We start from the raw sequence: 22,811 nt of genomic DNA on the forward strand, positions 1-22,811 counted from the left end.
CCGGGGCCCGCGATCAGTCGTCGAAATGTGTCTTGGAGCCTGCCGTGGAGGTGGTCGTCCCCAGGGCGAGCAGGATCGCGTGGTCGGTGGCGGCGATCCGCCCGTCGGGCAGGACGTTCAACTGCAGAGCGGAGTCGTACGCGTACGGCGTGGTGACATCCAACTGCCCAGCGGGTCGCGCGTAGTTGAGCGTGAACGGTTGCATGGTCTCTCCCCTGTTTCGTCCTTCACGTCCTTATACGAATCGAACGATTGGTTGGTTTCCTCACACTCCGTGACCATAGTCCGGAGGGAGGCACCATCGGCCGGCGGGTCAGCAGGAAGGACGCCGTGCGGCGCGCGGTGGCTGCGCTCCACCGCGGATTCGTCCGCCCGGCCGGCCCGCCGCGCCCCGAGTACGGCCCGCGCGGCCCCGGTTCACCCGCCCGGTACGGTACGGGCGGCGGCCAGGGCCTGTTCGGCGTACCCCCGGCCGAACAGCACCGCGTGCACCAGCAGCGGGAAGAGCTGATGCAGCCCGACCCGGTCCCGCCACCCCGGTGCGAGCGGGCTCCGCTCCTCGTACCCGGCCAGCACGAGCTCCAGGTGGGGACAGCCGAACAGGCGGAGCATCGCCAGGTCGGTCTCGCGGTGGCCGCCGTGCGCGGCCGGGTCGATGACATGGACCTCGCCGTCGGCGCCCCACAGGACGTTGCCCTGCCACAGGTCGCCGTGCAGCCGGGCGGGCGGCTCCGCGGGACCCGCGAGCGCGGGCAGCCGCTCGCACACCGCCTCGATCACCGCGGCCTCGCCCGGACGCACCGTCCCCGCGTCGGCCGCGGCGCGCAGATACGGCAGCACCCGGTGCTCGGCGTACCAGGGGGCCCAGTCCTCGCCCCGTACGTTCCGCATCGGTGCGCGGCCGATGTACGCGTCCTCGGGCCCGTCCGGCGGGGCGGCGCCGAAGGCCGGGGCGCCCGCCGCGTGCAGGGCCGCGAGCGCGCGGCCGAAACGCACCGCCGCTCCGGGTGCCGGGCTGTCGGTCGGCACCCGCTCGACGACCAGTGACCACGCGTCGTGCCCCAGCACCTCGGGCACCCTGACCGCGTGCGCGGCGGTGAGCCAGCGCAGCCCCGCCGCCTCGGCGGCCGCCGCGCCGGGGCCGTCGCCGCGCTTGACCATCACCGTCGTGCCGTCCTCCAGCGTCACCTCGGCGGGCGACCCCGGTGCCACCGGGCCGCCCGCGACCCGGCGCCCGGTGAGCCGGGACGCCGTCAGCCCAGGATCTTCGACTCGCTCGACCACGGGCCCAGGGTACGGTCGGCAAAGGCCGGACCACGTCAGTTACTTCGAGCGTTGCTACGACGGTTTTCGGCCAAGTTTGCCCGGAATGCGGGGCGGTGGCGGCCGCCGCGGTCGGCGTCCCCGGCCGCCTCCCGGCCGACGGCGGCGGCCGGTGGCCGCGAGCGGGCGGCCGGACGGGTCATCGGCTGGGCCGTCCGGGGGCCGTACCGGCGTGTCGCTGCGACAGACGGGTGGAGACCTGACCCGGCTGGACGGCCTGAATGGTGCCCGGCGACAGCCTGTCCGACGGTGGATCATGTCGAGGCCGGGTCATGTCAGCCGATGAGGAATCCGCTGCCCGGCCACGGCGGAAGGACACCGATATGCGTTCTGCCCGCATTCTTCTCGCCACGGCGGCCGCATCCGCCGCCCTCGCCCTCGCCACCCCCGGCGCCGCGCTCGCCGGGGACGACGGAGGCCGGGACGACTCCTCCTACAACAAGGAGCAGAACAGCGACTCCGACCGGGACAAGGGCTCGGGCGACAAGGAGTCCGGAGGCAAGGACTCCGGCGGCAAGGACTCCGGCCGCGACTCCTACGACTCCGAGAGCGACGGCCCGCGCGGCGGCGTGCACACCGGCGGCGGCGCCCTCGCCGCCGTCGGCAGCGACGACTGGAGCTCCGACTCCGGCGACGACAGCCGCTTCGACCCGGAGAGCTACAAGGACAAGGGTGACGGAGGCGGCAGCGGCGGCAAGGACAGCGGCGGCAAGGGCGACTCCGACAGCGACGAACCGCGCGGCGGCATGCACACCGGTGGCGGCGGTCTCGCCGGCTCCGGTGGCGTGACCACGGGCGGCGTCGCCGTCCTGGCCGCCGGTGCCGTGGGCGCCTACGCGCTGCGCCGCAAGAAGGCCGCCGGGTCGGCCTCCTGACCGTCCCCGCGCATCAGGGGCCGTGGCCGCCGTCGACGCCCAGCCGCGTCGGCGGCCCGCGCCCCACGATCCCGATCCCCGCGCTGCCGTGCCCGAACGAGGTGGTGTCCGATGGCAGCAGATCCCTCCTGCGGTGAGAACGCGGGCCGGGGAGGCCGGCTGACGCTGTGGGTGGTGGCCATCGCCGTCCTCGCGCTCAGCGTCTTCGGCGGCCATCACGGCACCGGCACCGGCGCCGGTCCCGGCGTGACCCGCGCCCAGAGCGCCACGGCGGGCGGCGTCGAGGCGGGCGGTGCGCTGCCCCGCTCGGCCCCGACCCGGCTGCGCATCCCCAAGATCGGCGTGAACGCCCCCTTCACCGCCCTCGTGCTCGCCTCCAACGGCCAGCTGGAACCGCCCCCGGCCAACAACACCAACCTCGTGGGCTGGTACAGCAAGGGCGTCTCACCCGGCGAGAAAGGCACGTCCGTCATCGCCGGGCACGTCGACACGACCACCTCGGCCGCGGTCTTCGCCGACCTCGACGAACTGGCGCCCGGCGACCGCTTCTCCGTGGAGCGGGCCGACGGCAGCACGGCGGAGTTCGTCGTGGACAGCGCCGACACCTTCGCCAAGGACGACTTCCCCAGCGAGCGTGTGTACGCCGACGCCGAGCGCCCCGAGGTCCGGCTCATCACCTGCGCCGGGGACTACGACCACTCGGCCAAGGACTACACGGAGAACCTGGTCGTCTTCGGCCACCTCGCCTGAGGGTCCGCTCACCGGGCGCGGGCCGCTCATCGGGCGCGGGCCGCCAGGGGGCCGTCGGGGGAGAAGGCGATCCGCGCGAAGCGCTCGCCGATCCGCCGGTGCGCGGCGCCGTCCGGGTGGAGCCCGTCGGGCAGCGGCAGTTCCGCGAAGTCGGCCTCGCCGTACAGCTCGCGTCCGTCCAGCAGATGCAGGTGCGGGTCCTCGGCGGAGCGCCGCGCCACGATCCCGGCCAGCTCCTCGCGTACGGCGTCCAGCGTCAGCTTGCCCTGGCTCCGCTCGGCCGGGTCGCCCGCGGCGCGGAACGCGAGGCGCCCCTCGGCCAGCGCGGAGAGGTCCGGCATGGTCGGGCCCGGGGTGTCCTCGTGCATCGGGCACAGGATCGGCGAGACCACGAGCAGCGGCGTGCCGGGGTGGCCCTCGCGGATCGTGTCGAGGAACCCGTGCACGGCGGGCCCGAACGCGCGCATCCGCATCACGTCGGTGTTGACCAGGTTGATGCCCAGCTTGACGCTGATCACGTCGGCCGGGGTGTCGCGCAGCGCGCGGGCGGTGAACGGGTCCAGCAGCGCGCTGCCGCCGAGCCCCAGGTTGACCAGCTCGACGCCGCCGCGCGAGGCGGCGACGGCGGGCCAGACCCCGGTCGGGCGCTCGGCGTCCGAGCCGTGGCTGATGGAGCTGCCGTGGTGCAGCCACACCGGCCGCCCCGGCTCCGGCACGGGCTCCACCGGGGCGTCGGTGCGCAGGGCGACCAGTTCGGTGGTCTCGTTGTGCGGCAGCCATATCTCCACGAGCTTCGACCCGGCGGACAGTCCGGTGAAGCGGGCCGTGCCCGCCGGGCCGGGGACGCGCTCGGCGGTGCCGGTGGACATGTCGATCCTGAGCGTGTCGCCGCCGGTGACGGAGGCGCTGCCCGCCGGGCGGCCGTCCACGAGCAGGTCGTAGACGCCGTCCGGGCGGGGCGGGGCACCCAGGTAGGCCCGCTTGGTCGGCAGGGTGTCCAGCTCGATCGCGGTGGCGCGGGTGCGGAACACCAGGCGTACGCCGGAGGGCTGGGACTCCACCAGGTGCAGTTGCGGGTCGGCGCACTGGGCCCGCGCCCGGGCGGGCAGCCGGTGCGGGAGCAGGCCCCGCTCGGTGCGCTCCAGTTCGGCGGCGCCCCGGACGAGTTCGGCGCTGAGCGGGGTGGTGATCCAGGCGGTGGTCATCGGTGGCCTGTCGGGTCAGGGGGCGGGCGGGGGAGTGGCGGGCCAGTTCCGCAGGAGGGCGTCGAGCGCGTCGAGCACGCGTTCCCAGGACTCCTGCGAGCCGGGGGCGCTGTGGTCGAAGCCGCCCGCCGACTCCAGGCCGACGAAGCCGCTGAACACGCTGCCCAGCAGACGCACGGCATGGGTCTGGTCCGGTTCGGCGAGGTCGTAGCCGCGCAGGATCGCCCGGGTCATCTGGGCGTGCCGGACACCCGCGCTCGCGGCGGCGGTCTCGGGGTCCAGGCGGTAGCGGGCGGCCTCGAAGCGGCCCGGGTGCTCGCGCGCGTAGTCGCGGTAGGCGTGGGCGAACGCCGTCAGGGCGTCCTTGCCGGCCCGGCCCGCCAGCGCCTCGGCCGCGCGGTCGGCCAGCTCCTCCAGGGCGACCAAGGCGATCTGGGTGCGCAGGTCGTGGGAGTTGCGCAGATGCGCGTACAGGCTCGCGGTCTTCACACCGAACCGCCGGGCCAGCTCGGACACCGTCACCTGCGCGAACCCGGCCTCGTCGGCCAGCTCCGCCCCGGCCCGGACCAGCCGTTCCGTGCTCAGACCCGCGCGCGCCATGGGACCACCTCTCGAAGAACCTGACCGATTATGTATTTACCTAAAGGGTTTAGGCAAATGGGCATCAGGTGCAGCCGGGAACGCGGACGGCCGCCGACCGGAGTGCGGTCGGCGGCCGTCATGGCGCGGCGAGGGGCGGTCAGACCTCCGGGGCCGGGTAGGTGGGGTACTCCACGCCCGACACGTGCTGGACGACCCGCACGACCTGGCAGGAGTAGCCGAACTCGTTGTCGTACCAGAGGTAGAGGATCGCGTTGTCGCCGTCGACCTTCAGGGCGCCGCCGTCGACGATCGAGGCGTTGCGGGAGCCGATGAAGTCGCTGGAGACCGCGTCGGGCGCCGTGGTGAAGTCGATCTGGCGCTTGAGCGGGGAGGTCAGCGACACCTCGCGCAGGTGGTCGTGGACCTCCTCGCGGGTGGTCTCGCGGCCCAGTCGCAGGTTCAGGATGGCGATCGAGACGTCCGGCACCGGCACCCGGATCGAGCTGCCGGTGATCGGCGCCTTCAGCTCCGGCAGCGCCTTCGACACGGCGGAGGCGGCACCGGTCTCGGTGATCACCATGTTGAGCGGCGCGGACCGGCCCCGGCGCTCGGCCTTGTGGTAGTTGTCCAGCAGGTTCTGGTCGTTGGTGAAGGAGTGGACCGTCTCCACGTGGCCGCGCAGCACCCCGTACTCGTCGTCCATCGCCTTCAGTGGCGGGACGATGGCGTTGGTGGTGCAGGAGGCGCAGGACAGGATCTGCTCGTCCGGCTTGATCGTGTCGTGGTTGACGCCGTGCACGATGTTCGGCACGTCACCCTTGCCGGGCGCGGTCAGGACGACCTTGTCGATGCCGGGCCGCAGGTGCTGGGACAGGCCCGCGCGGTCGCGCCAGTTGCCGGTGTTGTCGATGAGGATGGCGTTGTCGATGCCGTACTCGGTGTAGTCGACCTCTGACGGGTCGCCGGCGTAGATCACCTTGATCTCGTTGCCGTTGGCGATGATCGTGCTGGTGTCCTCGTCCACCGTGATGGTGCCCTGGAACTGGCCGTGGATCGAGTCGCGGCGCAGCAGCGAGGCCCGCTTGACCAGGTCGCCGGCGGACTTGGCGCCGCCGCCCCGGACGACGACGGCACGCAGCCGCAGGCCGTTGCCCGAGCCGGCCTTCTCGATCAGCAGGCGGGCGACCAGGCGGCCGATGCGGCCGAAGCCGTAGAGCACGACGTCGCGCGGCTCGCGGCGCTCGATCTTCTCGGCGCCCGTGGCCCCGGCGACGGCCTCGGCGGTGAACTCCGCCACGCTCAGTCCCCGGTCGTCGGCCTTGTAGGTGGCGGCGAGCATGCCGAGGTCGATCTGGGAAGGGCCGAGGTCGAGGGCGGTCAGCGCCTGGAGGAACGGCATCGTCTCGGTGACCGACAGCTCCGCGCCCGCGATCTGCCGGGCGAAGCGGTGCGTCTTGAGGATGCTGACCACCGACTTGTTCACCAGGGAGCGGCTGTGCAGCAGGACGGTCACGTCCCGCTCGCGGTGCAGCTTCCCGATGATCGGGATCATCGACTCCGCGATCTCCTCGCGGTGCTTCCAGTTCGTGAACGAGTCGTCATTGACAGTCACAGATCTATCTTTCGAGCTAGGCGGCGCTCATATGGTAGGCACACACTACTTTGATCACCAGAGGCGCCTGTCAGCGGGTCCTCCCCGCCGCCGTTCCTGAATCAGGGTGGAAGAGCGCGCGACACCGTTGATCCGCATTGCACCGCGCACGCCGCGTGACCATGGTCGGAGCGTGATCACGTCTTCCGCCCCCCGGCCCGGAGCGGCCGCCCCCGCCCGCGCGCCCCGCCGCCGCGTACTGCCCCGGATCGTCCGCCACCGCGCACCGCACGGCGCCCTCCTCGCCCTCGCGCTGTTCGCCGCCGTCCGCGTGGCGGGCATCGCCGCCGTGATCTCCGCCAACGCGCTCACCGGCCGTCCCCTGGTGCGCAGCCTCGCCCACTCCTGGGACTCGCGCTGGTACCTGAACATCGCCGCCCACGGCTACGGCCGCCTCATCTGGATCACCCCCACCGGGGGAGTGCAGAGCGACTGGGCCTTCTTCCCGCTCTACCCCGCACTCGTACGCGCCGCCGATACCGTCCTCCCGGTCGGCCTCGCGGCGGCCGCCCTGCTGGTCGCCTGGACCGCGGCCGTCGTCGCGGCGTACGGCGTCTACCTCATCGGCCACCACCTGTACGGCCGCGCCGCCGCCACCGCCCTGGTCGCCCTGTGGGCCGTGCTGCCGCACGCCGTGGAACTCACCATCGCCTACACCGAGTCCCTCTTCGCCGCCCTGGCCGCGTGGTCCCTGTACAGCGTGCTCAAGGAACGCTGGCTCTGGGCCGGCGGGCTCGCCCTGGCGGCGGGCCTCGCCCGGCCCACCGGCTTCGCCGTCGCGGTCGCCGTCATCGCCGCCGCCGCGCTCCGGCTCCGCCCGGGCCGCGACCGGGCCGCCCCGGCCGTGTGGGCGGGCGCCGCCGTCGCCCCGGCCGGGTGGCTCGGCTACGTCCTCTGGGTCGGCCACCGCACCGGGGACCTGACCGGCGGCTACTTCTCCGTGCAGGGCGCCTGGGGCTCCCGTGTCGACTTCGGCGCCGGGGCCGCCCGCTTCGTCGGCGCGCTCCTCGCCCACGGCGGCCAGGTCGTCTACCCCGTCGCCCTCGTCGTCGTCCTCGTCGGCGTGGTGCTGTTCGGGCTGCTCTGCGCCGAGCGCGCCCCGCTGCCCCTCGTGGTCTTCGCCGGGGTCCTCGTCCTGCTGGTCGTCCTCGGCTCCGGCTCCTTCTCCTCCAAGCCGCGCTTCCTGCTCCCCGCCTTCCCGCTCCTCATCCCGCCCGCCCTCGCCTTCGCCCGCGCCTGGCGCACCCGCCCCGTCGCACCCCTCCTCGTCGGCGGGGCCCTGGCCCTGCTCTCCGTGCTGTACGGCGCCTACGTGACGGTGGTCGTCCATTCGCCGCTGTGAGCGACGGCCGGTGCGAAGAACGGGAAAGCGGGTAGGCGGGGGGCTTCGAGGAAAGGACGACCATGACGACCTACGTGATCACCGTGCCCGGCACCTTCACCGAGGACATCGAGGCCGACACCCGCGCCCGGCTCGGGCGGGCCCTGCGCCCCGCCGACCCGCACGGCACCGACCTGGGCATCGCCGAGGACCTCGACACCCTCAACGTCAACGAGGACGGCACCTTCACGCTCCACCTCACCGTGGAGGCCGACAACAACAAGCACGCCGAACAGGAGGCCCGCCGCCTGGCCGGCGAAGCACTGCGCACGGCCGGTCTGGACGAGAACACCGCGCCCCTGGGACCCGCGGTGATCACCGGCATCGACTCCCAGGTGAGCTGACGGCCCGCGGCGTGCCCCGGCGGGCCGCTCCGGGACGCCGGATGCACCCGGACAGGTAAAATCCAGACAACGGCCCGCCAGGTTCACCGCCCACCGGATGTGAACGATGTTCCGCAAGCGCCCCACGGACGAAGGTGACGAGCTGCTGGCCAGACTCGGCTCGCTCACCGCCCAGGCGCGTGAGCGCGCGGAACAGCAGCGCAGCCAGGTCGAGCTGGCCATCGCTCTCCAGCGCGGCATGCTCCCGCGCGACCTGCCCAGCCGGCCCGGACTCCATCTCGCCGTGCGCTACGCCCCCGCCAACCAGGGCCTCAACGTGGGCGGCGACTGGTATGACGCCTTCGCCATGCCGGACGGCCGGATCGGCCTGACCATCGGCGACGTCCAGGGCCACAACATCGAGGCGGCCGCCTTCATGGGCCAGGTAAGGGCCGCGCTGCGCGCGCTCGCCTCCGTCACCAGCGAACCCGGCGAACTCCTCGCCCGCACCAACGACCTGCTCCTCACCCTCGGCAGCGACCTCTTCGCCACCTGCACCTTCCTCCGGCTGGACCCCGCCACGGGGGTGCTGGAGAGCGCGCGGGCCGGGCACATCCCCTTCGTCTGGGCCACCGCCGACGGCAAGTCCGGCGTCGTCCACGACATGGGCGGCCCGCCGCTGGGCATCCAGCCCGGCATGGACTACCGCGTCACCCGCCACCGGCTCTCCACCGGCGGCGTCTTCGTGCTGCTCACCGACGGCGTCGTGGAAGGCCCCTCGCTGCACGTCGAGGACGGTCTCGCCCAGGTCGTGCGCCTCGCCGGCATCGCGGCCGTCGCCGGACTGAAGGCGCACGCGCTCGCCGCCGCCGTGATCAAGGGCGCCGACCACGTGGGCCACGACGACGACGCGGCCGTGCTCGTCGTCGGTCACGACGCCCCGGTCACCGCGCCGCCGCCCTAGCGGCCCCATGCCGTTAGGCCATAGGCGCCGTCCACCGCGCCGAGGCCGCGTGAGCGGTGTGAGAGTTGCCGGGTGGTGGCCTTCCCGGAAGCGCGGCGGCCCGGCGGTCATGTCGCCGTGGCCCTGGCCGTCGCGGTCTGCTACTTCGCGGCCGGACGGCTCGGCCTGCTGTGCAAGCTCAGCGTCGACGGCGCGGTCGTCACCCCCATCTGGCCGCCGACCGGCGTCGCCGTCGCCGCCCTGCTCGTCCTCGGGGTGCGCTACTGGCCTGGCGTCACCCTCGGCGCCTACCTCATCGTGCTGTCGCTGGACACGCCCGTGCTCTACTCGCTCGGCTACCTCGTCGGCAACACCCTGGCCCCGCTGGTGGCGGTGTACCTGCTGCGCCGGGCCGGGTTCCGCACCGACCTCAGGAGGCTGCGCGACGGGCTCGCCCTGGTGTTCCTGGGCGCGCTGGGCTCGATGCTGATCAGCTCGACCCTCGGTGTCGCCCTCCTCGTCGTCACCGACCGGATGCCGGCGCACAGCTTCTGGACGGTCTGGCTCGCCTGGTGGGTGGGCGACGCCATGGGCGTCCTGCTCGTCACCCCGATCCTGCTGGTGCTCAGCCACGCCCGGAGCCTGCGTCCCCGGCCCCGCCGGTGGGAGGCCGCCGCGCTGGCCGTGGTCGCCGCGTGCGTCGTACCGCCCGCCGTCTTCAGCCACTTCAGCCTGCTGTTCCTGGTCTACCCGCTGATCATCTGGGGCGCGCTGCGCTTCGAACTGCCCGGCAGCATGCTGTGCGCGCTGGGCACTTCCGTACTGGCCGCCGTCGCGGCGAACGACGGGGAGGGCGCCTTCCGCGGGCTGAGCCGCGTCGAGATCATGGCCAAGCTCCAGGGCTTCAACGGCACCATGGCGCTGACCGCGCTGCTGCTGTGCGCTGTGATCAGCGAACAGCGGCACACCCGGCGCTCGGTGGAGCAGGCGTGCGAGGAACTGGTCGAGGTACTGGAACACCTCACCGCGGGCGAGGCCCCGCCGCCCCGGCCGGCACCCGAGGACGCCGACCCCCTGCTCCGGCCGGGCGACGACGCGCCGCCGCCCGGCCGCTGAGCCGGCACAGCGGGCGGAACCGCGCCCGTCAGGCCAGTGCGAGGGTGGCGGTGACCCGCTTGCCGTGTCCCAGGTGAGTGACCTCCAGGGCGCCGCAGAGCAGGCTCACCAGGCGCAGGCCGTGTCCGCCCACCCGCTCGGGGTCCGGCGGCCGGTGCATGGGCGGCCTGGGCGAGGCGTCCGTGACGCTGATCCGCAGCGCCGCCGCGTCCGGCACGACCTCCAGACGCACCGTGAACGGCCCGGGTGCGTGCTTGAGCGCATTGGTGACGAGCTCGCTGGCGACGAGCTGGGCGTCCTGCACCGTGCGCGGGCCCGGTGCGGGGCGCAGCCGTGCGAGGAGGTCGGCGACCGCGTTCCGGGTGTCCGGCAGGGACGCGGGGTCGGCGTCCCAGCCGCGGCAGTAGCGCGGAGGGACCGACGCCGTCCGCGTCGGCGCGTCTGCCATGAGGGGGAGGTCCATACGGAATCGCCCTTCTCCCGTGGTGGCCGGTTCCGGCCCGTTCGTGCGATCTCGGTGGATCGTCCCTTCTCAGGACCGGCTACCCCCTGTCGCGCCGGTCAAGGGGCGAGACCCGGTGAATCCCCCGGACGTGCGAAGGAGAAGCCGTGAAAGAGCGTGCGACGAAACAAAACAGCGGGCCCGGAAATCCACGAGGGATTTCCGGGCCCGCCCGGCACGGCATCGCACCGAGTCAGTGTTTGAACGTGTCCTTGGCCTTTTCCTTGGCCTGCCGGGCGTCACCCTTCGCGCCTTCGGCGCGGCCCTTGGCCTCCATGCTCTCGTTGCCGGTGGCGCGGCCCATGGTCTCCTTGACCTTGCCCTTGAGCTGCTCCGCCTTGGCCTTGGCCTTCTGGTCGCCAGCCATCGGGTTTTCACATCCCAACGTTTTTCGGTGCGTGGTCGACATCCGGCTATCCCCATCGGCACGGCCCAAACCGAAAAAGTCGGGATTCATGAATCCTCTTCCTCCCGGCGGGCGCGGCGCCGCCGGACCAGATACCGGACGGCAAGGGCCGCCACCAGCACTCCGGCGGCGATGAGCACGTAACGCTGGTAGCGGACGATCTCGTCGTACACGGCCGTGATGTTGCTGCCCGCGAGGTAGGCCAGCGTCGACCACAGGCCCACCCACAGGGCGGCGCCGAGGGCGTTGAAGGCGAGGAAGCGGGGCCAGGCCATTCCCGTGGTGCCCGCGATGATCCCGTTGGCCTGGCGCAGTCCCTCCACGAACCGGGCGACCGTGACGATCTTGCCGCCGTGCCGCCGGAAGAACGCCTCCGCCGCCTCGAAGCGCTTCGGGGTCAGCAGGATGTACTTGCCCCAGCGCTCCACGAACGCCCGGCCGCCGGTGCGGCCGATGAGGTAACCCACGTTGTCGCCGATCACCGCCGCCGCGAAGGCGATGGCCGCGACGGCGATGATGTTCAGCTCTCCCGCACCCGCGTAGACCCCGGCGGCGAGCAGGATCGTCTCGCCCGGGGCGGGCACCCCGAAGTCCTCCAGGAAGACGACCGTGCCGACGGCCCAGTAGCCGTACTGGCCGAGCAGCGGGGCGAGCGGTGCCAGCGGGCCGGGCAGGGGAGGCGGCATGGCATCACCGTACGCCGCGCCGCACCCCTGCCTTGGTCGTGACCTGCGCGAAGAGCGGCGTCAGGACCGGCCGACCGCGTCCTGGTCGCGCACCGCCGCCGGGGCGGCCGGCTCCTCGGGAGCCCGGTCCGGGACCGTACGGGCGCGGCGGCGCCCGGCGACCGCCATGGCGATCTGGTCGGTGTAGCGCGCGGTCAGCGGGCCGACGACCACCAGGATCAGCACGTACGCGGTGGCGAGCGGGCCGAGCCGGGAGTCGATGCCCGAGGTGACCGCCAGCCCGGCGATGACCACCGAGAACTCGCCGCGGGCCACCAGGGTGCCGCCCGCCCGCCAGCGGCCCCGCACCGAGATACCCGCGCGCCGCGCGGCCCAGTAGCCGGTGGCGATCTTGGTGAACGCGGTGACGACCGCGAGGGCCAGCGCGGGCAGCAGCACCGGGGGGATGCTCGCCGGGTCGGTGTGCAGGCCGAAGAACACGAAGAACACGGCCGCGAACAGGTCCCGCAGCGGTGCGAGCAGGTTGTGCGCCCCCTCGGCGACCTCGCCGGAGAGCGCGATGCCCACCAGGAACGCCCCGACCGCGGCGGAGACCTGCAACTGCTGGGCGAGCCCGGCCACCAGCAGGGTCAGCCCGAGCACCACCAGCAGCAGCTTCTCCGGGTCGTCGCTGGAGACGAAGCGGGAGATGACCCGGCCGAACCGCAACGCCAGCAGCAGCACCAGGCCCGCCACGCCGAGCGCGATGGCGAGCGTGATGCCGCCCGCCACGAAGCCCGTACCGGCCAGCAGCGCGGTGACCAGCGGGAGGTACACCGCCATCGACAGGTCCTCCAGCACCAGGATGCTGAGGATCACCGGCGTCTCCCGGTTGCCGATCCGCCCCAGGTCGCCGAGGACCTTGGCGATGACGCCGGAGGACGAGATCCAGGTGATGCCGGCCAGCACCACGGCCGCGATGGGGCCCCAGCCCAGCAGCAGGGCCATCACCGCGCCCGGCACCGCGTTGAGCGCGAAGTCCACCAGGCCGGCCGGGTACTGCGTCTTGAGGTTGGAGACCAGATCACCGGCGGTGTACTCCAGCCCCAGCATGAGCAGTAGGAGGATCACGCCGATCTCGGCGCCGATCGCCACGAACTCCTCGCTGGCGCCCAGCGGCAGCAGTCCGCCCTCGCCGAAGGCCAGACCGGCGAGCAGGTAGAGCGGGATGGGGGAGAAGCTGAGCCGGGCGGCGAGCCGCCCCAGCAGGCCGAGGGCCAGGATGATGGCGCCGAACTCGATGAGGAAGACCGCGGAGGAATGCATCCCGATCACTCCCTGCCGAGGATGCCGGCGGCCGCGTCGACGCCCTCGCGGGTGCCGATCACGATGAGCGTGTCGCCGCCCGCGAGCCGGAAGCCCGGACCGGGGGAGGGGATGGCGTCCGCGCGGCGCAGCACGGCCACGATCGACACGCCGGTCTCGGTGCGCATCCGGGTCTCGCCGAGGAGCCGTCCGTTCCAGTGCGAGGTGGAGGGCAGCGAGACGCGTTCGGCCACCAGACCCAGCTCGGTCGTCCAGAGCAGGCTGGCGCTCCGATGCGTCGGCATGAGCGCCCCGGCGACCGCCTCCGCCTCCCCGCCGCTCAACTGCACCGACAGCGCGCACGCGTCGGGATCGTCCTCGCGGTAGGCGCTCAGCGTCCGTGCCCCGTCGCGGTGGGCCACCACCGACAGGCGGCGGTGTTCGCGGGTGGTGAGGTCGTACCGGACGCCGATGCCCGGCAGCGGTGTCCTACTCGTGCGTGCGGTTCCCATGGCAACCCCCCTGGGTTTCTTGACCGTTTCTTGGTGCAATCATTACCGAGCACCCTAACCGGGCCGTGCGCGGCCACCGGAGGAAGCGGTCGTCCCAGGGGGGTTACGTCATGGTTTATCCGCCTGTCAGCCGCCGAGGTTGCCCTGGCGGGCGTCGCGCCACAGGTCGACCCCGCCGTCCGTGGCGTACTTGTCGATCTCGGCCAGCTCCTCGGCGCTGAACTCCAGGTTCTGAAGGGCCGCCACGTTCTGCTCCAGCTGCTCGGTGCGCGAGGCGCCGATCACCAGCGAGGTCACCCGCTCGTCGCGCAGAGCCCAGGCCAGCGCCATCTGGGCCAGGGTCTGGCCGCGCCGGGCCGCGATGTCGTTCAGGGCGCGCAGCCGGCCGCGCATGTCCTCGGTCAGCCAGGACTGGTCGAAGGACTTGCCCGCCGCCGCCCGCGAGTCCTGCGGCACGCCGTCCAGGTAGCGGCCCGTCAGCAGGCCCTGGGCCAGTGCCGTGAAGCCGATGACCCCGAACCCCTCCTCCTCGGCCGCGTCCAGCAGGCCCTCCGTCTCGATCCAGCGGTTGAGCATGCTGTACGACGGCTGGTGGATCAGCATCGGCGTGCCCAGCTCGCGCAGGATGGCCGCGGCCTGCCGGGTGCGCTCGGCGTCGTAGGACGAGATGCCGACGTAGAGCGCCTTGCCCTGGCGTACGGCGGTGTCGAGCGCGCCCATCGTCTCCTCGAGCGGCGTGCTCGCGTCCAGCCGGTGGGAGTAGAAGATGTCCACGTAGTCCAGGCCCATGCGCTTCAGCGACTGGTCCAGGGAGGCCAGCACGTACTTGCGCGAGCCGCCGCCCTGGCCGTAGGGGCCGGGCCACATGTCCCAGCCCGCCTTGGTGGAGACCACCAGCTCGTCACGGTACGGGGCGAGGTCCTGCTTCATCAGCCGGCCGAAGTTGATCTCCGCCGAGCCGTAGGGCGGGCCGTAGTTGTTCGCCAGGTCGTGGTGCGTGATTCCCAGGTCGAAGGCGCGCAGCGCGATCTCGCGCTGGGACTCGAAGGGCCGGTCGTCGCCGAAGTTGTGCCAGTAGCCCAGCGACAGCAGGGGCAGGTCGAGCCCCGAGCGGCCGGTGCGCCGGTAGCGCATGGTGCCGTCGTAGCGAGCGGGGTCCGCGACGTGGTTCATCGGGTGGTCTCCGGGTGATGCCGTAGGGGTGTCCCGGGATGCGGGACTGATCCACACTGCGCCTTCGGCACGGCGAAGTCCAACCGTCGTACCGCATGGGATTGAGCTGCCTTGTTTCTGAATCACCCCGCCGCTGACCTCGGCGTTCGCCCATGTGTACGTGGCCGGTGTGACGTGTGGGGTGTTGGGCAGCAGGATGGGACACGGGGCTGATGCCCGGTGCGGCCGGAAAACAGCGCAACCGGCGAACCGACGGCGAAAGGAGCGGCAGTGAGCGATGCTCTGTCCGACGGAGAGCGGCCCTCCGGCACGAAGAAAAAGGCCTCACAGGCGGTGCTGGACCTTCCCCACCAGGTCCGCGAAGAGCTGACCAGCAGGCTCAGGCGCAACAGGGGCGCCTTCCGCAAGGACGACGTCCAGGTCGTCGAACCCCCGCTGCTCAAGCGAGCCGTCGGCGCCTCGGCGCTCGGCAACTGCATGGAGTGGTTCGACTTCGGCGTCTACAGCTACCTGGCCGCCACCCTCGGCAAGGTGTTCTTCCCCGGCGCCTCCCCGGCCGCCCAGGTGATCTCCTCCTTCGCCACCTTCGCCGCCGCCTTCGTGGTGCGCCCGCTCGGCGGGCTGGTCTTCGGACCGCTCGGCGACCGGCTGGGCCGGCAGAAGGTACTGGCCACCACCATGATCATGATGGCGGTCGGCACCTTCGCCATCGGTGTGATCCCCAGTTACGCCACCATCGGCATCGCGGCGCCCATCCTGCTGCTGCTCGCCCGCATGGTGCAGGGCTTCTCCACCGGCGGCGAGTACGGCGGCGCGACCACCTTCGTCGCCGAGTACTCACCCGACCGGCGGCGCGGCTTCCTGTCCAGCTGGCTCGACTTCGGCACCTTCGTCGGGTACGCGCTCGGTTCCGCCCTGGTGACCGTCCTGAACCTGCTCCTGTCGGACGCCGAGATGCTCTCCTGGGGCTGGCGCATCCCGTTCCTGGTCGCGGGCCCGCTCGGCGTGATCGGCCTCTACATGAGGCTCAAGCTCGAGGAGTCCCCGGCCTTCCAGCAGCAACTGGACGAGCACGAGAAGAGCCTCGCCCAGGAGTCGGCGGGCAGTGAGTTCAAGGACATCATCAAGAACCACTGGGGCGCCCTGCTCATCTGCATGGGCCTGGTGCTGCTGTACAACGTCACCAATTACATGGTCACCGGCTATCTGCCGACCTACCAGACCGAGACCCTGCACCGGTCGGCGAGTTCGGCCGACGTGCTGGTGCTCATCGGCATGGTGTGGATCGTCATCCTCATCACTTTCCTGGGCAGGCTCAGCGACCATGTCGGCAGGCGGCCGCTGTACGGCTGGGCCGCCGCCGCGATGATCGTGCTGGCGATCCCCGCGTTCCTGCTGATCAAGGCGGAGGGCACCTGGGCGCCGATCCTCGGCGTGCTGATCCTGTCCACCCTGCTGGCCTGCTTCGCGGCGCCGAGCGCGGCCACGCTGCCGGCCCTGTTCCCGACCGCCGTCCGCTACGCGGCCATGGGCATCGGCTTCAACTTCGCTGTCGCCGCCTTCGGCGGCACGACCCCGCTGGTGACCGCCGCCCTCGTCGACATCACCGGCGACGACCTGATGCCCGCGTACTACCTGATGCTGGCCGGCGTCATCGGCCTGGTGACGGTGAAGTTCCTGCCCGAGAGCGCGCAGGTCCCCCTGCGCGGTTCCCAGCCGATGGTCGGCTCCCAGGAGGAACGGCGCGAGCTGATCACCACCTCCAAGGAGCTGTACGCCCTGGCGAAGGACCGCACGGCGGCCAACCCCGGCCAGCCGCCGACCTGATCCGGACGACCTTCCCGGCGGACCTCCGGGACACGGAAAGCGCGCCCCCCGCGGCCAATACGGCCTCGGGGGGTTTCGCGCGCCCGGGAGTCCCTCTGGGGCAAGGTGGTTTTCGGCCGTCCGCACCCTCACCAAGATCTCGAATAGCGGACGCGGGTTGATCACGGCGACGACCGGATGCTTGTATCGCGACTCGTTGAATCCGCTCAGTTCCTCGCCGTCACGGAAGGCTTTTCATGGGGGTCCGTCATGTTGTGCTGTTCAAATTCAAAGACGGCGTCAACTGGTCGGACCCGAGAGCGGAAGAAGCGGAGGCCGCGACGCTGCGGCATCCGCGGCACATCCCCGAGATAGTGAACTGGAGCTGCGGCAGGAACACCGCCGCGCGTTCGATCGCCCACGACTTCGCCGTCATCGGAGACTTCGCCGACCAGGACGCCGTCCACCGCTACCTCGTCCACCCCGACCACGTACGGGGGGTCGAAAAGTGGCGGGCCATCGCCGACTGGTCGGTGGTGGACTTCGAGCTGGAGACGGAAATCCCCGGCGTGAGGGGAATTCACGCCGGGACGGCCGCGAATCGTGCCGCGATCCACGGGAGAGAACATGGATGAGAACGGCGTCTTATCGCCCGGTGAAAGGTCCGGACCGCCCTGGGCGGCGCTGCTGGCCATTGTCGCCGCGGCGCTGATCTGGAGCACCTCCTTCGCCGTGACCAAAGTGGTCCTGGACAACGTGCCGCCGATGACCATCGGCGCCATCAGATTCTCCGCCGCCGCCCTCGTTCTCGCCATTCTCGCCCGGCTGCAGAAGGGCTGGCGCCCGGCCGGACGCCGTCCCGCGCTGGCCATGGGCGGAGCCGGACTGCTCGGAATCACGGCGTACTTCGGGCTGGAGAACATCGGCGTCGACATGGCGACGGCCGCCGACGCCGCCGTCATCGTCGCGGCGTTCCCCATCATCACCGTCGTCCTCGAAGTCGCCGTCCACCGCGAACTGCCCTCCCTCATCCGGGTGCTGGGCATGGTCCTCGCCGTCGGGGGCGTGTGGCTGATCGTCCGGCAGAGCGCGAGCGACGGGGGCACGCACCGGCTGCTCGGGGACATCGTCCTGCTGGTGGCCGGCATCGCCTGGGCCGCGTACAACGTCGTCGCGCGCCGCACCAGCGCGGGGTACTCCCCGCTGACCATCACCTACTACCAGACGGTCGCCGGCGCGCTCGGCTTCGTCCTCGTCAGCCCGCTGGAGTACCGGGACTGGGAGATGCCCACGGCGGCCGACGCCGGCCTGCTCGCCTTCCTCGCCGTCATGTGCTCCATCGCCGCGTTCGTTCTCTACAACTACGGCCTGCGCGAGGTGACGTCGAGCACCGCCGTCAACGTCCTCAACCTCGTCCCCGTCTTCGGCCTGGTCTCCGCGGTCGTCGTCACCGGCGAGAGCGTCGGCGTCGTCCAGGGCGTGGGCTGTCTCGTCGTCATCGCCGGAGTCGTGCTCGGCGCGCAGGCACGGCCCCGCCCGGCCCGCACCGAACTCCCGGAACCGCACGAAGTGTCCCTGCAACAGCACGAGTTGGAACCGAAATGAGCCAGGACATCCAGAACAGCAAGTGCGTGATCGTCGTGAACGGCGATCTGCCGGCCGGCCTGACCGCCAACGCCGCCTCCGTGGTCTCCCTGACCCTCGGCCGCAGCGTCCCCGAACTGATCGGCCCGGACGTCAAGGACGCCGACGGCGACGCGCACCTCGGCATCACCTACATCCCGGTGCCGATCCTCAAGGCCCCCGCCGAACGCGTCGCCGAGATCCACCGGCTCGCCACCGCCGACCCCGAAGCGGTGGTCGTCGGCTTCAGCGACCTGGCGCAGTCCTGCCGGACCTACGACGAGTACATCGAGCGCATGTCGCAGGCGGCCCCCGACTCCCTGACCTACTCCGCGATCGGCCTCTTCGGCCCCCGCAAGCAGCTCAACAAGTGGACCGGCAGCCTGGCCCTGCTGCGCTGACCGGCCCCGAGAAGAACGGGTGCCCGCGGCTCCTACCCCGCAGGCACCCAAGCCCCGTAGCCCACTGATCACAAGCACAGGCTGGGACCATGTTCACTATATTCGACGACCGTCTCGACGCCTTCGCGCGCCGAACCCTCGACGACCACCGCCGGTTCGACGCCGGCGGATGGGGCCCCGAGGAGCTCGCCGGGCACCAGCTCCGCGCCCTCGGCGAGACCCTCCGCTACGTCACCGAGCGCTCGCCCTTCTACCGCGAACTCCTCGGCACCGCAGGCGATCCGGCCCTGACGGACCTCACCTTCGACACCTTCGCCGACCTGCCCTTCACCACCAAGGACGACCTGCGCACCCGCCTGCACGACGTGCTGTCCAGGCCCGTGCACGAGGGCTGGATCTTCTACGAGACCACCGGCACCACCGGCCGCGCCACCCCGTGCCCCCGCGACAACGTCGACTCCCTCGTCAACAACACCGCCCTGTCGGTCTGTTACGACCACGTCTTCCGCGCGCACGGCGACCAGCACGTCATCGGCGTGATGGGCCCCAACGAACTGCACTCCACCGGTGACACGTTCGGCGACGTGTGCCGCAACCTCGGCCACGCCCACGCCAAGATGTGGCCGCACTCGCCCGTCGTCGGCTTCCGGCGCGCGCTCGAGGTCCTTCAGGAGATCTCCGTCACCGGCGTCTTCTGCACGCCCAACGTCGCCATGTCGATGGCCAAGGAGGCGGTCCGGGCCGGGCTGGAGCCGAAGGAACTCGGCATCCGCTTCTTCATGTTCACCGGCGAACTGGCCACCCCCGGCCTGCTCGCCAACATCGGCGAGCTGTGGGGCGCGACCGCCTACAACTGCCTCTACGCCTCCCAGGAGGCGTCCATCCTCGGCGCGGTGCACGGCGACGGCCGGCTGCGCACGGTACCGCTGAACGTGTACTACGAGCTGATCGACCCCGAGACCGAGCGCCCGGTGGCCGCACGGAACGGCTACCGGCAGGGCGAGCTGGTGGTCACACACCTCTACCAGGGCAGCAAGCCGCTCGTGCGCTACCGGACCGGAGACCTGGTCCGGCTGTATCCGGCGGACACCACCGAGGGCGGCTACCCCTCCGAGGTGCTGCTCCCGCTGGGCCGCGTCCGCGACCTCATCGACCTCAACGGCCACAAGGTCACCGCCTACGAACTGGAGTCCCTCATCCTGTCCCGGCTCGCCGGAGCCATGGACTACCAGCTCGTCATCGACCGCGTGGACGGAACCGACACCCTCACCGTCGAGGTCGAGACCCGCGACGGCGTGCCACTGCCGCCCGCGAACGCCGAGGACCTTCTCACCGCCGCGCGGGACGCCTGGGGCTGCCCGCTGGAGATCACCTACGGACAGCTCGGCGGCGTCACCACCACCGGCGCCATGGTGAGCTGGAAGGCGGCCCGTGTGCACGACCGCCGCCAGGAGCCGGACGCCGAGCGGCAGGTCGCCCTCGCCATGGCCGGGCGGAGGTCGGGCCGGTGAACGCGGCTCCGGGGGAGCGCTGGGTCTTCCACCAGGGCGAGTTCGTCCGCGCCCGGGACGTGGCACTGGGACCGGGCACCCAGGGCCTGCACTACGGCACCGGGGTCTTCGAGGGAATCCGCTCCTACGCGGCCGCCGACGGCGGGGACGCGCTGCTGTTCAAGGCGAAGGAGCACTACGAACGCCTCCACGCGTCCTGCCGCCTGCTCCGCCTCGACCTGCCCCACAGCCCCGGTGAACTCGTCGAGCTGAGCCGCGAGCTGATCCGGCGCAACGGCCTCACCGGCGACGCCTACCTCAGGCCCCTGGTGTACAAGCTGGCACTGGAGCCCGGCACCCCCTTCGGCGTCCGGCTCAGCGGCGTGTCCACCTCGGTCACCGTCCTCGCCATGCCCATGGGCGACTACAGCCGGGCCGAGGGCATCCGCTGCGGCGTCAGCTCCTGGCGCCGGGTCCCCGACGCCTCGCTGCCCGCCCGCGCGAAGATCACCGGCGCCTACGCCAACAACGCGCTGGCCGTCGACGAGGCGACCGCCGCCGGGTACGACGACGCGATCATGCTCAACCAGCGCGGCACGGTCGCCGAGGCCAGCACCGCCAACGTCTTCGTCGTCCGCTCCGGCGAGGTCGCCACCCCCGGCCCCGACTCGGACATCCTCCTCGGCCTCACCCGGGCCACCGTCATGCGGATCATCGCCGACGAGACGGGCGCCTCCGTCACCGAACGGGCCGTCCCGCGCTCCGAACTCCACACCGCCGACGAGGTGTTCCTCACCGGCACCGGCTGTCAGATCGTGCCCGTGACCGAGATCGACGGCCGCCCGGTCGGCGACGGCACCCCCGGACCCCTCACCACCCGCGTGCGCGAGGTGTACCGGCGCGCCGTCCGCGGCGCCGACCCGCGCTACCTGCACTGGACCACCCCGGCCGGCCTCGGCTCCCCGGCCGGCGCACACGTCTGACGAGTCCCCTTCCCGGCCGGACCCGTCCGGCCCGGCGGCCGGGCATGCCCCGCCGCGCGCCCTCACGGCCCGGCGGCGCCCCGCCACGACTTCTTCGCGTCCTCACCCTGCCCTTCCCTGGAGGAACTGTGATCAGCAGGTACCGCTCCGACGTGTCCGACGGCCAGGAGATCACCGATGTCGCCCTCTTCCGGCTCCCCCTGACCGCACCCCTGCGCATCACCTCGCTCGGCCCCGCCGGGACCAGCAGCGAGCAGGCCTGCCGCGCCCTGCAGAGCCGGCTGCTCCAGCGCGGCCACGAGAGCGTCCGGATCGACCTGTGCGACCGGTACGAGGAAGCGGCCGACCGGCTCGTCTCCGGCGCCGGTGAACTCGCCGTCGTCGCCAACGCCTATGCCGGCATAGAGCGCTTCTACATGGACCCCGCCCTCCGCCTCGCCGCCGTCTTCGTGAAGGACACCCCGCACTACGGCATCGCGGCCAGGCCGGGCGCCAAGATCGTGGGGAAGGCGTCCGTCGTCACCCACCCCGCGCCCCGCGCGCTCATCGGCGAACTGCTGCCCGACCGCATCGACGTGGCCGAGGTGGTGTTCGCCTCCTCCACGAGCGCGGCGGCCCGCTCGGTCGCCGAGGGAGAGGTCCCGCTCGCCCTCACCACCGCCCCGGCCGCCCGCCTGCACGGCCTGGAGTTCCTCTCCCGTACCCGGCCCATCCGCATGGTGTGGTCGGCGTTCACCCGGGCGGACCTCCTCGACGAGGACCTTCCCGGCCGCCCCGCCCGGTCCGCCCGGAGCCTGGCGTGGTGAGCGCCCCGGTCTTCATCGGCGACGCCGAGGTCCGCGCCCTCCTGCCCGCTCCGACGGCCGTCGCCGCCATGCGGGAGGTGATGCGCGCCTTCTCCGCGGGCGAGGTGACCCAGCCGGTGCGCACCGTGCTCCGCCCGCCCGCGCGGGACGGCGAGGAGCCGGGGCTGTTCGGGTCGATGCCCGCCCACGTGCCGTTCGAGGGACAGCGCTGGTTCGGCATCAAGTCCGTCGTGGTGCGCGAGGACAACCCGGCCCGCGGCCTGCCCACCCACGTCGGCACGGTGACCGTCTTCGCGCCGGACACCGGACTGCCCGTCGCCGTGCTGCCCGCCGACACCGTCACCGAACTGCGCACCGCCGCCGTGTCCGCCGTGGCCGTCGACGCGTTCGCCCCCGCCGGCCCGGTCACCCTCGCCGTCGCCGGCGCGGGCGCCCAGGCACGCGCCCATATCACCGCCCTCGCGGCGGTACGGCCCCTGCGCGGCGTGCGCCTGTGGAGCAGGCGACCGGAGAGCGCCGAGAAGCTCGCCGAGTGGGTCCGCACGGAGCACGGGCTGCCCGCGCGGGTGTACGGCACCCTGCACGAGGCGGCCCGCGAGGCCGAGGTCGTGTGCACGACCACCGCGGCCAGGGAACCCGTGCTGGACGAGCCGGACGTGGCGCCGGGAGCCGTCGTCTGCGCGGTGGGCGCCTGCCAGCCCGGCGAGCGGGAGCTGTCCTCCCGGCTGGTCGCGGGCTCGGCCGTGGTGCTCGACAGCGCCGAGGCGGCCGCCCAGGAGGCGTCGGAGCTGCTGGTGCCCCTGGCGGAGGGCCTGATCGGCCCCGGTCACGCGCGGGGCGAACTCGGCGCCCTCCTCGACGGCCGGACACCGGTGCGGCACAACGAGCGGGAACGCGTGGTCTACCTCTCGCTCGGACTCGCCGCCCAGGACATCGCGGCGGCCGTGCTGGTGGCCCGGGCCCACGCCCGGCGGACGGGGGCCTGAGACT

At 72.3% G+C, this 22,811-nt stretch carries 25 protein-coding genes; 14 read left to right on the forward strand and 11 right to left on the reverse strand.

Features of this window, described 5'->3' with window-relative positions:
* Positions 1-13 precede the first annotated feature (13 nt).
* A complete protein-coding gene (tgmA, locus tag ABZ898_RS18460; RefSeq protein ID WP_361659438.1) occupies positions 14-205 on the reverse strand; it encodes a putative ATP-grasp-modified RiPP in 192 nt (63 codons plus the stop codon).
* 212 nt (positions 206-417) lie between these two features.
* Positions 418-1,284, reverse strand: a complete 867-nt coding sequence (locus tag ABZ898_RS18465; RefSeq protein WP_361659441.1) for a fructosamine kinase family protein — start codon at positions 1,282-1,284, stop codon at positions 418-420.
* A 362-nt stretch (positions 1,285-1,646) separates the two neighbouring features.
* Here ABZ898_RS18465 and ABZ898_RS18470 point away from each other — a divergent pair, with 362 nt between their 5' ends.
* Both ABZ898_RS18470 and ABZ898_RS18475 read left to right on the forward strand, forming a co-directional pair.
* Complete coding sequence (locus ABZ898_RS18470; protein ID WP_361659444.1) at positions 1,647-2,198, forward strand: hypothetical protein; 552 nt, start codon at positions 1,647-1,649, stop codon at positions 2,196-2,198.
* A gap of 111 nt (positions 2,199-2,309) precedes the next feature.
* On the forward strand, positions 2,310-2,948 hold the full coding sequence (locus ABZ898_RS18475) for a class F sortase (RefSeq protein ID WP_361659447.1): 639 nt from the start codon (positions 2,310-2,312) through the stop codon (positions 2,946-2,948).
* Between the two features lie 26 nt (positions 2,949-2,974).
* Here ABZ898_RS18475 and ABZ898_RS18480 read toward each other — a convergent pair whose 3' ends face one another.
* The 3 genes from ABZ898_RS18480 to ABZ898_RS18490 all read right to left on the reverse strand — a co-directional run bounded on the left by ABZ898_RS18480 (position 2,975) and on the right by ABZ898_RS18490 (position 6,347).
* Positions 2,975-4,153 (reverse strand): GDSL-type esterase/lipase family protein, encoded by a 1,179-nt coding sequence (locus ABZ898_RS18480; RefSeq protein WP_361659449.1) that lies wholly within the window; start codon positions 4,151-4,153, stop codon positions 2,975-2,977.
* Between the two features lie 15 nt (positions 4,154-4,168).
* Entirely contained in the window at positions 4,169-4,753 is a 585-nt protein-coding gene (locus tag ABZ898_RS18485) for a WHG domain-containing protein (RefSeq protein WP_361659452.1), read from the reverse strand.
* A gap of 139 nt (positions 4,754-4,892) precedes the next feature.
* The gene (locus tag ABZ898_RS18490) at positions 4,893-6,347 is read right to left on the reverse strand and encodes a glyceraldehyde-3-phosphate dehydrogenase (protein ID WP_361659455.1); all 1,455 of its coding nucleotides are present in this window, start codon (positions 6,345-6,347) and stop codon (positions 4,893-4,895) included.
* 172 nt (positions 6,348-6,519) lie between these two features.
* Here ABZ898_RS18490 and ABZ898_RS18495 point away from each other — a divergent pair, with 172 nt between their 5' ends.
* The 4 genes from ABZ898_RS18495 (at position 6,520) to ABZ898_RS18510 (ending at position 10,149) form a co-directional block, all read left to right on the forward strand.
* Positions 6,520-7,728 carry a hypothetical protein gene (locus ABZ898_RS18495; RefSeq protein WP_361659458.1) on the forward strand — a complete coding sequence of 403 codons (1,209 nt, stop codon included), beginning with the start codon at positions 6,520-6,522 and terminating at the stop codon, positions 7,726-7,728.
* A 62-nt stretch (positions 7,729-7,790) separates the two neighbouring features.
* Complete coding sequence (locus ABZ898_RS18500; RefSeq protein ID WP_361659461.1) at positions 7,791-8,111, forward strand: hypothetical protein; 321 nt, start codon at positions 7,791-7,793, stop codon at positions 8,109-8,111.
* Between the two features lie 106 nt (positions 8,112-8,217).
* Positions 8,218-9,054, forward strand: coding sequence for a PP2C family protein-serine/threonine phosphatase (locus ABZ898_RS18505; RefSeq protein WP_361659464.1), 837 nt, complete (start codon positions 8,218-8,220; stop codon positions 9,052-9,054).
* 72 nt (positions 9,055-9,126) lie between these two features.
* Positions 9,127-10,149, forward strand: coding sequence for an MASE1 domain-containing protein (locus tag ABZ898_RS18510; protein WP_361659467.1), 1,023 nt, complete (start codon positions 9,127-9,129; stop codon positions 10,147-10,149).
* 28 nt (positions 10,150-10,177) lie between these two features.
* On the opposite strand, the gene ABZ898_RS18515 is transcribed toward ABZ898_RS18510, so the two are convergent.
* From ABZ898_RS18515 to mgrA, 6 genes are all read right to left on the reverse strand, one after another.
* Positions 10,178-10,597 (reverse strand): ATP-binding protein, encoded by a 420-nt coding sequence (locus tag ABZ898_RS18515; RefSeq protein ID WP_361659470.1) that lies wholly within the window; start codon positions 10,595-10,597, stop codon positions 10,178-10,180.
* A 247-nt stretch (positions 10,598-10,844) separates the two neighbouring features.
* Positions 10,845-11,018, reverse strand: a complete 174-nt coding sequence (locus ABZ898_RS18520) for a CsbD family protein (protein WP_361659473.1) — start codon at positions 11,016-11,018, stop codon at positions 10,845-10,847.
* Between the two features lie 86 nt (positions 11,019-11,104).
* Complete coding sequence (locus tag ABZ898_RS18525; protein ID WP_361659476.1) at positions 11,105-11,743, reverse strand: DedA family protein; 639 nt, start codon at positions 11,741-11,743, stop codon at positions 11,105-11,107.
* A 60-nt stretch (positions 11,744-11,803) separates the two neighbouring features.
* Positions 11,804-13,048 carry a cation:proton antiporter gene (locus ABZ898_RS18530; RefSeq protein WP_361659479.1) on the reverse strand — a complete coding sequence of 415 codons (1,245 nt, stop codon included), beginning with the start codon at positions 13,046-13,048 and terminating at the stop codon, positions 11,804-11,806.
* A 5-nt stretch (positions 13,049-13,053) separates the two neighbouring features.
* On the reverse strand, positions 13,054-13,539 hold the full coding sequence (locus ABZ898_RS18535; protein ID WP_361659482.1) for a TrkA C-terminal domain-containing protein: 486 nt from the start codon (positions 13,537-13,539) through the stop codon (positions 13,054-13,056).
* A 126-nt stretch (positions 13,540-13,665) separates the two neighbouring features.
* The gene (mgrA, locus tag ABZ898_RS18540; protein WP_361659485.1) at positions 13,666-14,712 is read right to left on the reverse strand and encodes an L-glyceraldehyde 3-phosphate reductase; all 1,047 of its coding nucleotides are present in this window, start codon (positions 14,710-14,712) and stop codon (positions 13,666-13,668) included.
* 282 nt (positions 14,713-14,994) lie between these two features.
* Here mgrA and ABZ898_RS18545 point away from each other — a divergent pair, with 282 nt between their 5' ends.
* The 8 genes from ABZ898_RS18545 (at position 14,995) to ABZ898_RS18580 (ending at position 22,807) form a co-directional block, all read left to right on the forward strand.
* Positions 14,995-16,539, forward strand: coding sequence for an MFS transporter (locus ABZ898_RS18545; protein ID WP_361659560.1), 1,545 nt, complete (start codon positions 14,995-14,997; stop codon positions 16,537-16,539).
* Positions 16,540-16,775: 236 nt separating this feature from the next.
* A complete protein-coding gene (locus tag ABZ898_RS18550) occupies positions 16,776-17,153 on the forward strand; it encodes a Dabb family protein (RefSeq protein WP_361659488.1) in 378 nt (125 codons plus the stop codon).
* Positions 17,146-18,123, forward strand: coding sequence for a DMT family transporter (locus ABZ898_RS18555; RefSeq protein WP_361659492.1), 978 nt, complete (start codon positions 17,146-17,148; stop codon positions 18,121-18,123). Before ABZ898_RS18550 ends, ABZ898_RS18555 begins: the two co-directional genes overlap by 8 nt.
* A complete protein-coding gene (locus tag ABZ898_RS18560; RefSeq protein ID WP_361659495.1) occupies positions 18,120-18,542 on the forward strand; it encodes a DUF2000 domain-containing protein in 423 nt (140 codons plus the stop codon). Before ABZ898_RS18555 ends, ABZ898_RS18560 begins: the two co-directional genes overlap by 4 nt.
* 89 nt (positions 18,543-18,631) lie before the next feature.
* The gene (locus ABZ898_RS18565; protein ID WP_361659498.1) at positions 18,632-20,053 is read left to right on the forward strand and encodes a phenylacetate--CoA ligase family protein; all 1,422 of its coding nucleotides are present in this window, start codon (positions 18,632-18,634) and stop codon (positions 20,051-20,053) included.
* Entirely contained in the window at positions 20,050-21,015 is a 966-nt protein-coding gene (locus ABZ898_RS18570; RefSeq protein ID WP_361659501.1) for a branched-chain amino acid transaminase, read from the forward strand. The genes ABZ898_RS18565 and ABZ898_RS18570 overlap by 4 nt, the downstream gene beginning before the upstream one ends.
* Before the next feature lie 128 nt (positions 21,016-21,143).
* Entirely contained in the window at positions 21,144-21,821 is a 678-nt protein-coding gene (locus ABZ898_RS18575; RefSeq protein WP_361659504.1) for a prephenate dehydratase domain-containing protein, read from the forward strand.
* Positions 21,818-22,807, forward strand: coding sequence for an ornithine cyclodeaminase family protein (locus ABZ898_RS18580; RefSeq protein WP_361659507.1), 990 nt, complete (start codon positions 21,818-21,820; stop codon positions 22,805-22,807). The genes ABZ898_RS18575 and ABZ898_RS18580 overlap by 4 nt, the downstream gene beginning before the upstream one ends.
* Positions 22,808-22,811: the final 4 nt, after the last annotated feature.

The organism is Streptomyces sp. NPDC046860, assembly GCF_040645115.1.
GTDB lineage: Bacteria > Actinomycetota > Actinomycetes > Streptomycetales > Streptomycetaceae > Streptomyces.

What these genes read in the sequence shown, in the direction of transcription:
- ABZ898_RS18550 (WP_361659488.1), top strand. Translation starts at nt 16,776, where the DNA reads ATGGGGGTCCGTCATGTTGTGCTGTTCAAATTCAAAGACGGCGTCAAC.
- ABZ898_RS18525 (WP_361659476.1), bottom strand. Translation starts at nt 11,743, where the DNA reads ATGCCGCCTCCCCTGCCCGGCCCGCTGGCACCGCTCGCCCCGCTGCTC.
- ABZ898_RS18505 (WP_361659464.1), top strand. Translation starts at nt 8,218, where the DNA reads ATGTTCCGCAAGCGCCCCACGGACGAAGGTGACGAGCTGCTGGCCAGA.
- ABZ898_RS18470 (WP_361659444.1), top strand. Translation starts at nt 1,647, where the DNA reads ATGCGTTCTGCCCGCATTCTTCTCGCCACGGCGGCCGCATCCGCCGCC.
- ABZ898_RS18565 (WP_361659498.1), top strand. Translation starts at nt 18,632, where the DNA reads ATGTTCACTATATTCGACGACCGTCTCGACGCCTTCGCGCGCCGAACC.
- ABZ898_RS18515 (WP_361659470.1), bottom strand. Translation starts at nt 10,597, where the DNA reads ATGGCAGACGCGCCGACGCGGACGGCGTCGGTCCCTCCGCGCTACTGC.
- ABZ898_RS18500 (WP_361659461.1), top strand. Translation starts at nt 7,791, where the DNA reads ATGACGACCTACGTGATCACCGTGCCCGGCACCTTCACCGAGGACATC.
- ABZ898_RS18480 (WP_361659449.1), bottom strand. Translation starts at nt 4,153, where the DNA reads ATGACCACCGCCTGGATCACCACCCCGCTCAGCGCCGAACTCGTCCGG.
- mgrA (WP_361659485.1), bottom strand. Translation starts at nt 14,712, where the DNA reads ATGAACCACGTCGCGGACCCCGCTCGCTACGACGGCACCATGCGCTAC.
- ABZ898_RS18530 (WP_361659479.1), bottom strand. Translation starts at nt 13,048, where the DNA reads ATGCATTCCTCCGCGGTCTTCCTCATCGAGTTCGGCGCCATCATCCTG.
- ABZ898_RS18475 (WP_361659447.1), top strand. Translation starts at nt 2,310, where the DNA reads ATGGCAGCAGATCCCTCCTGCGGTGAGAACGCGGGCCGGGGAGGCCGG.
- ABZ898_RS18535 (WP_361659482.1), bottom strand. Translation starts at nt 13,539, where the DNA reads ATGGGAACCGCACGCACGAGTAGGACACCGCTGCCGGGCATCGGCGTC.
- tgmA (WP_361659438.1), bottom strand. Translation starts at nt 205, where the DNA reads ATGCAACCGTTCACGCTCAACTACGCGCGACCCGCTGGGCAGTTGGAT.
- ABZ898_RS18560 (WP_361659495.1), top strand. Translation starts at nt 18,120, where the DNA reads ATGAGCCAGGACATCCAGAACAGCAAGTGCGTGATCGTCGTGAACGGC.
- ABZ898_RS18555 (WP_361659492.1), top strand. Translation starts at nt 17,146, where the DNA reads ATGGATGAGAACGGCGTCTTATCGCCCGGTGAAAGGTCCGGACCGCCC.
- ABZ898_RS18485 (WP_361659452.1), bottom strand. Translation starts at nt 4,753, where the DNA reads ATGGCGCGCGCGGGTCTGAGCACGGAACGGCTGGTCCGGGCCGGGGCG.
- ABZ898_RS18520 (WP_361659473.1), bottom strand. Translation starts at nt 11,018, where the DNA reads ATGGCTGGCGACCAGAAGGCCAAGGCCAAGGCGGAGCAGCTCAAGGGC.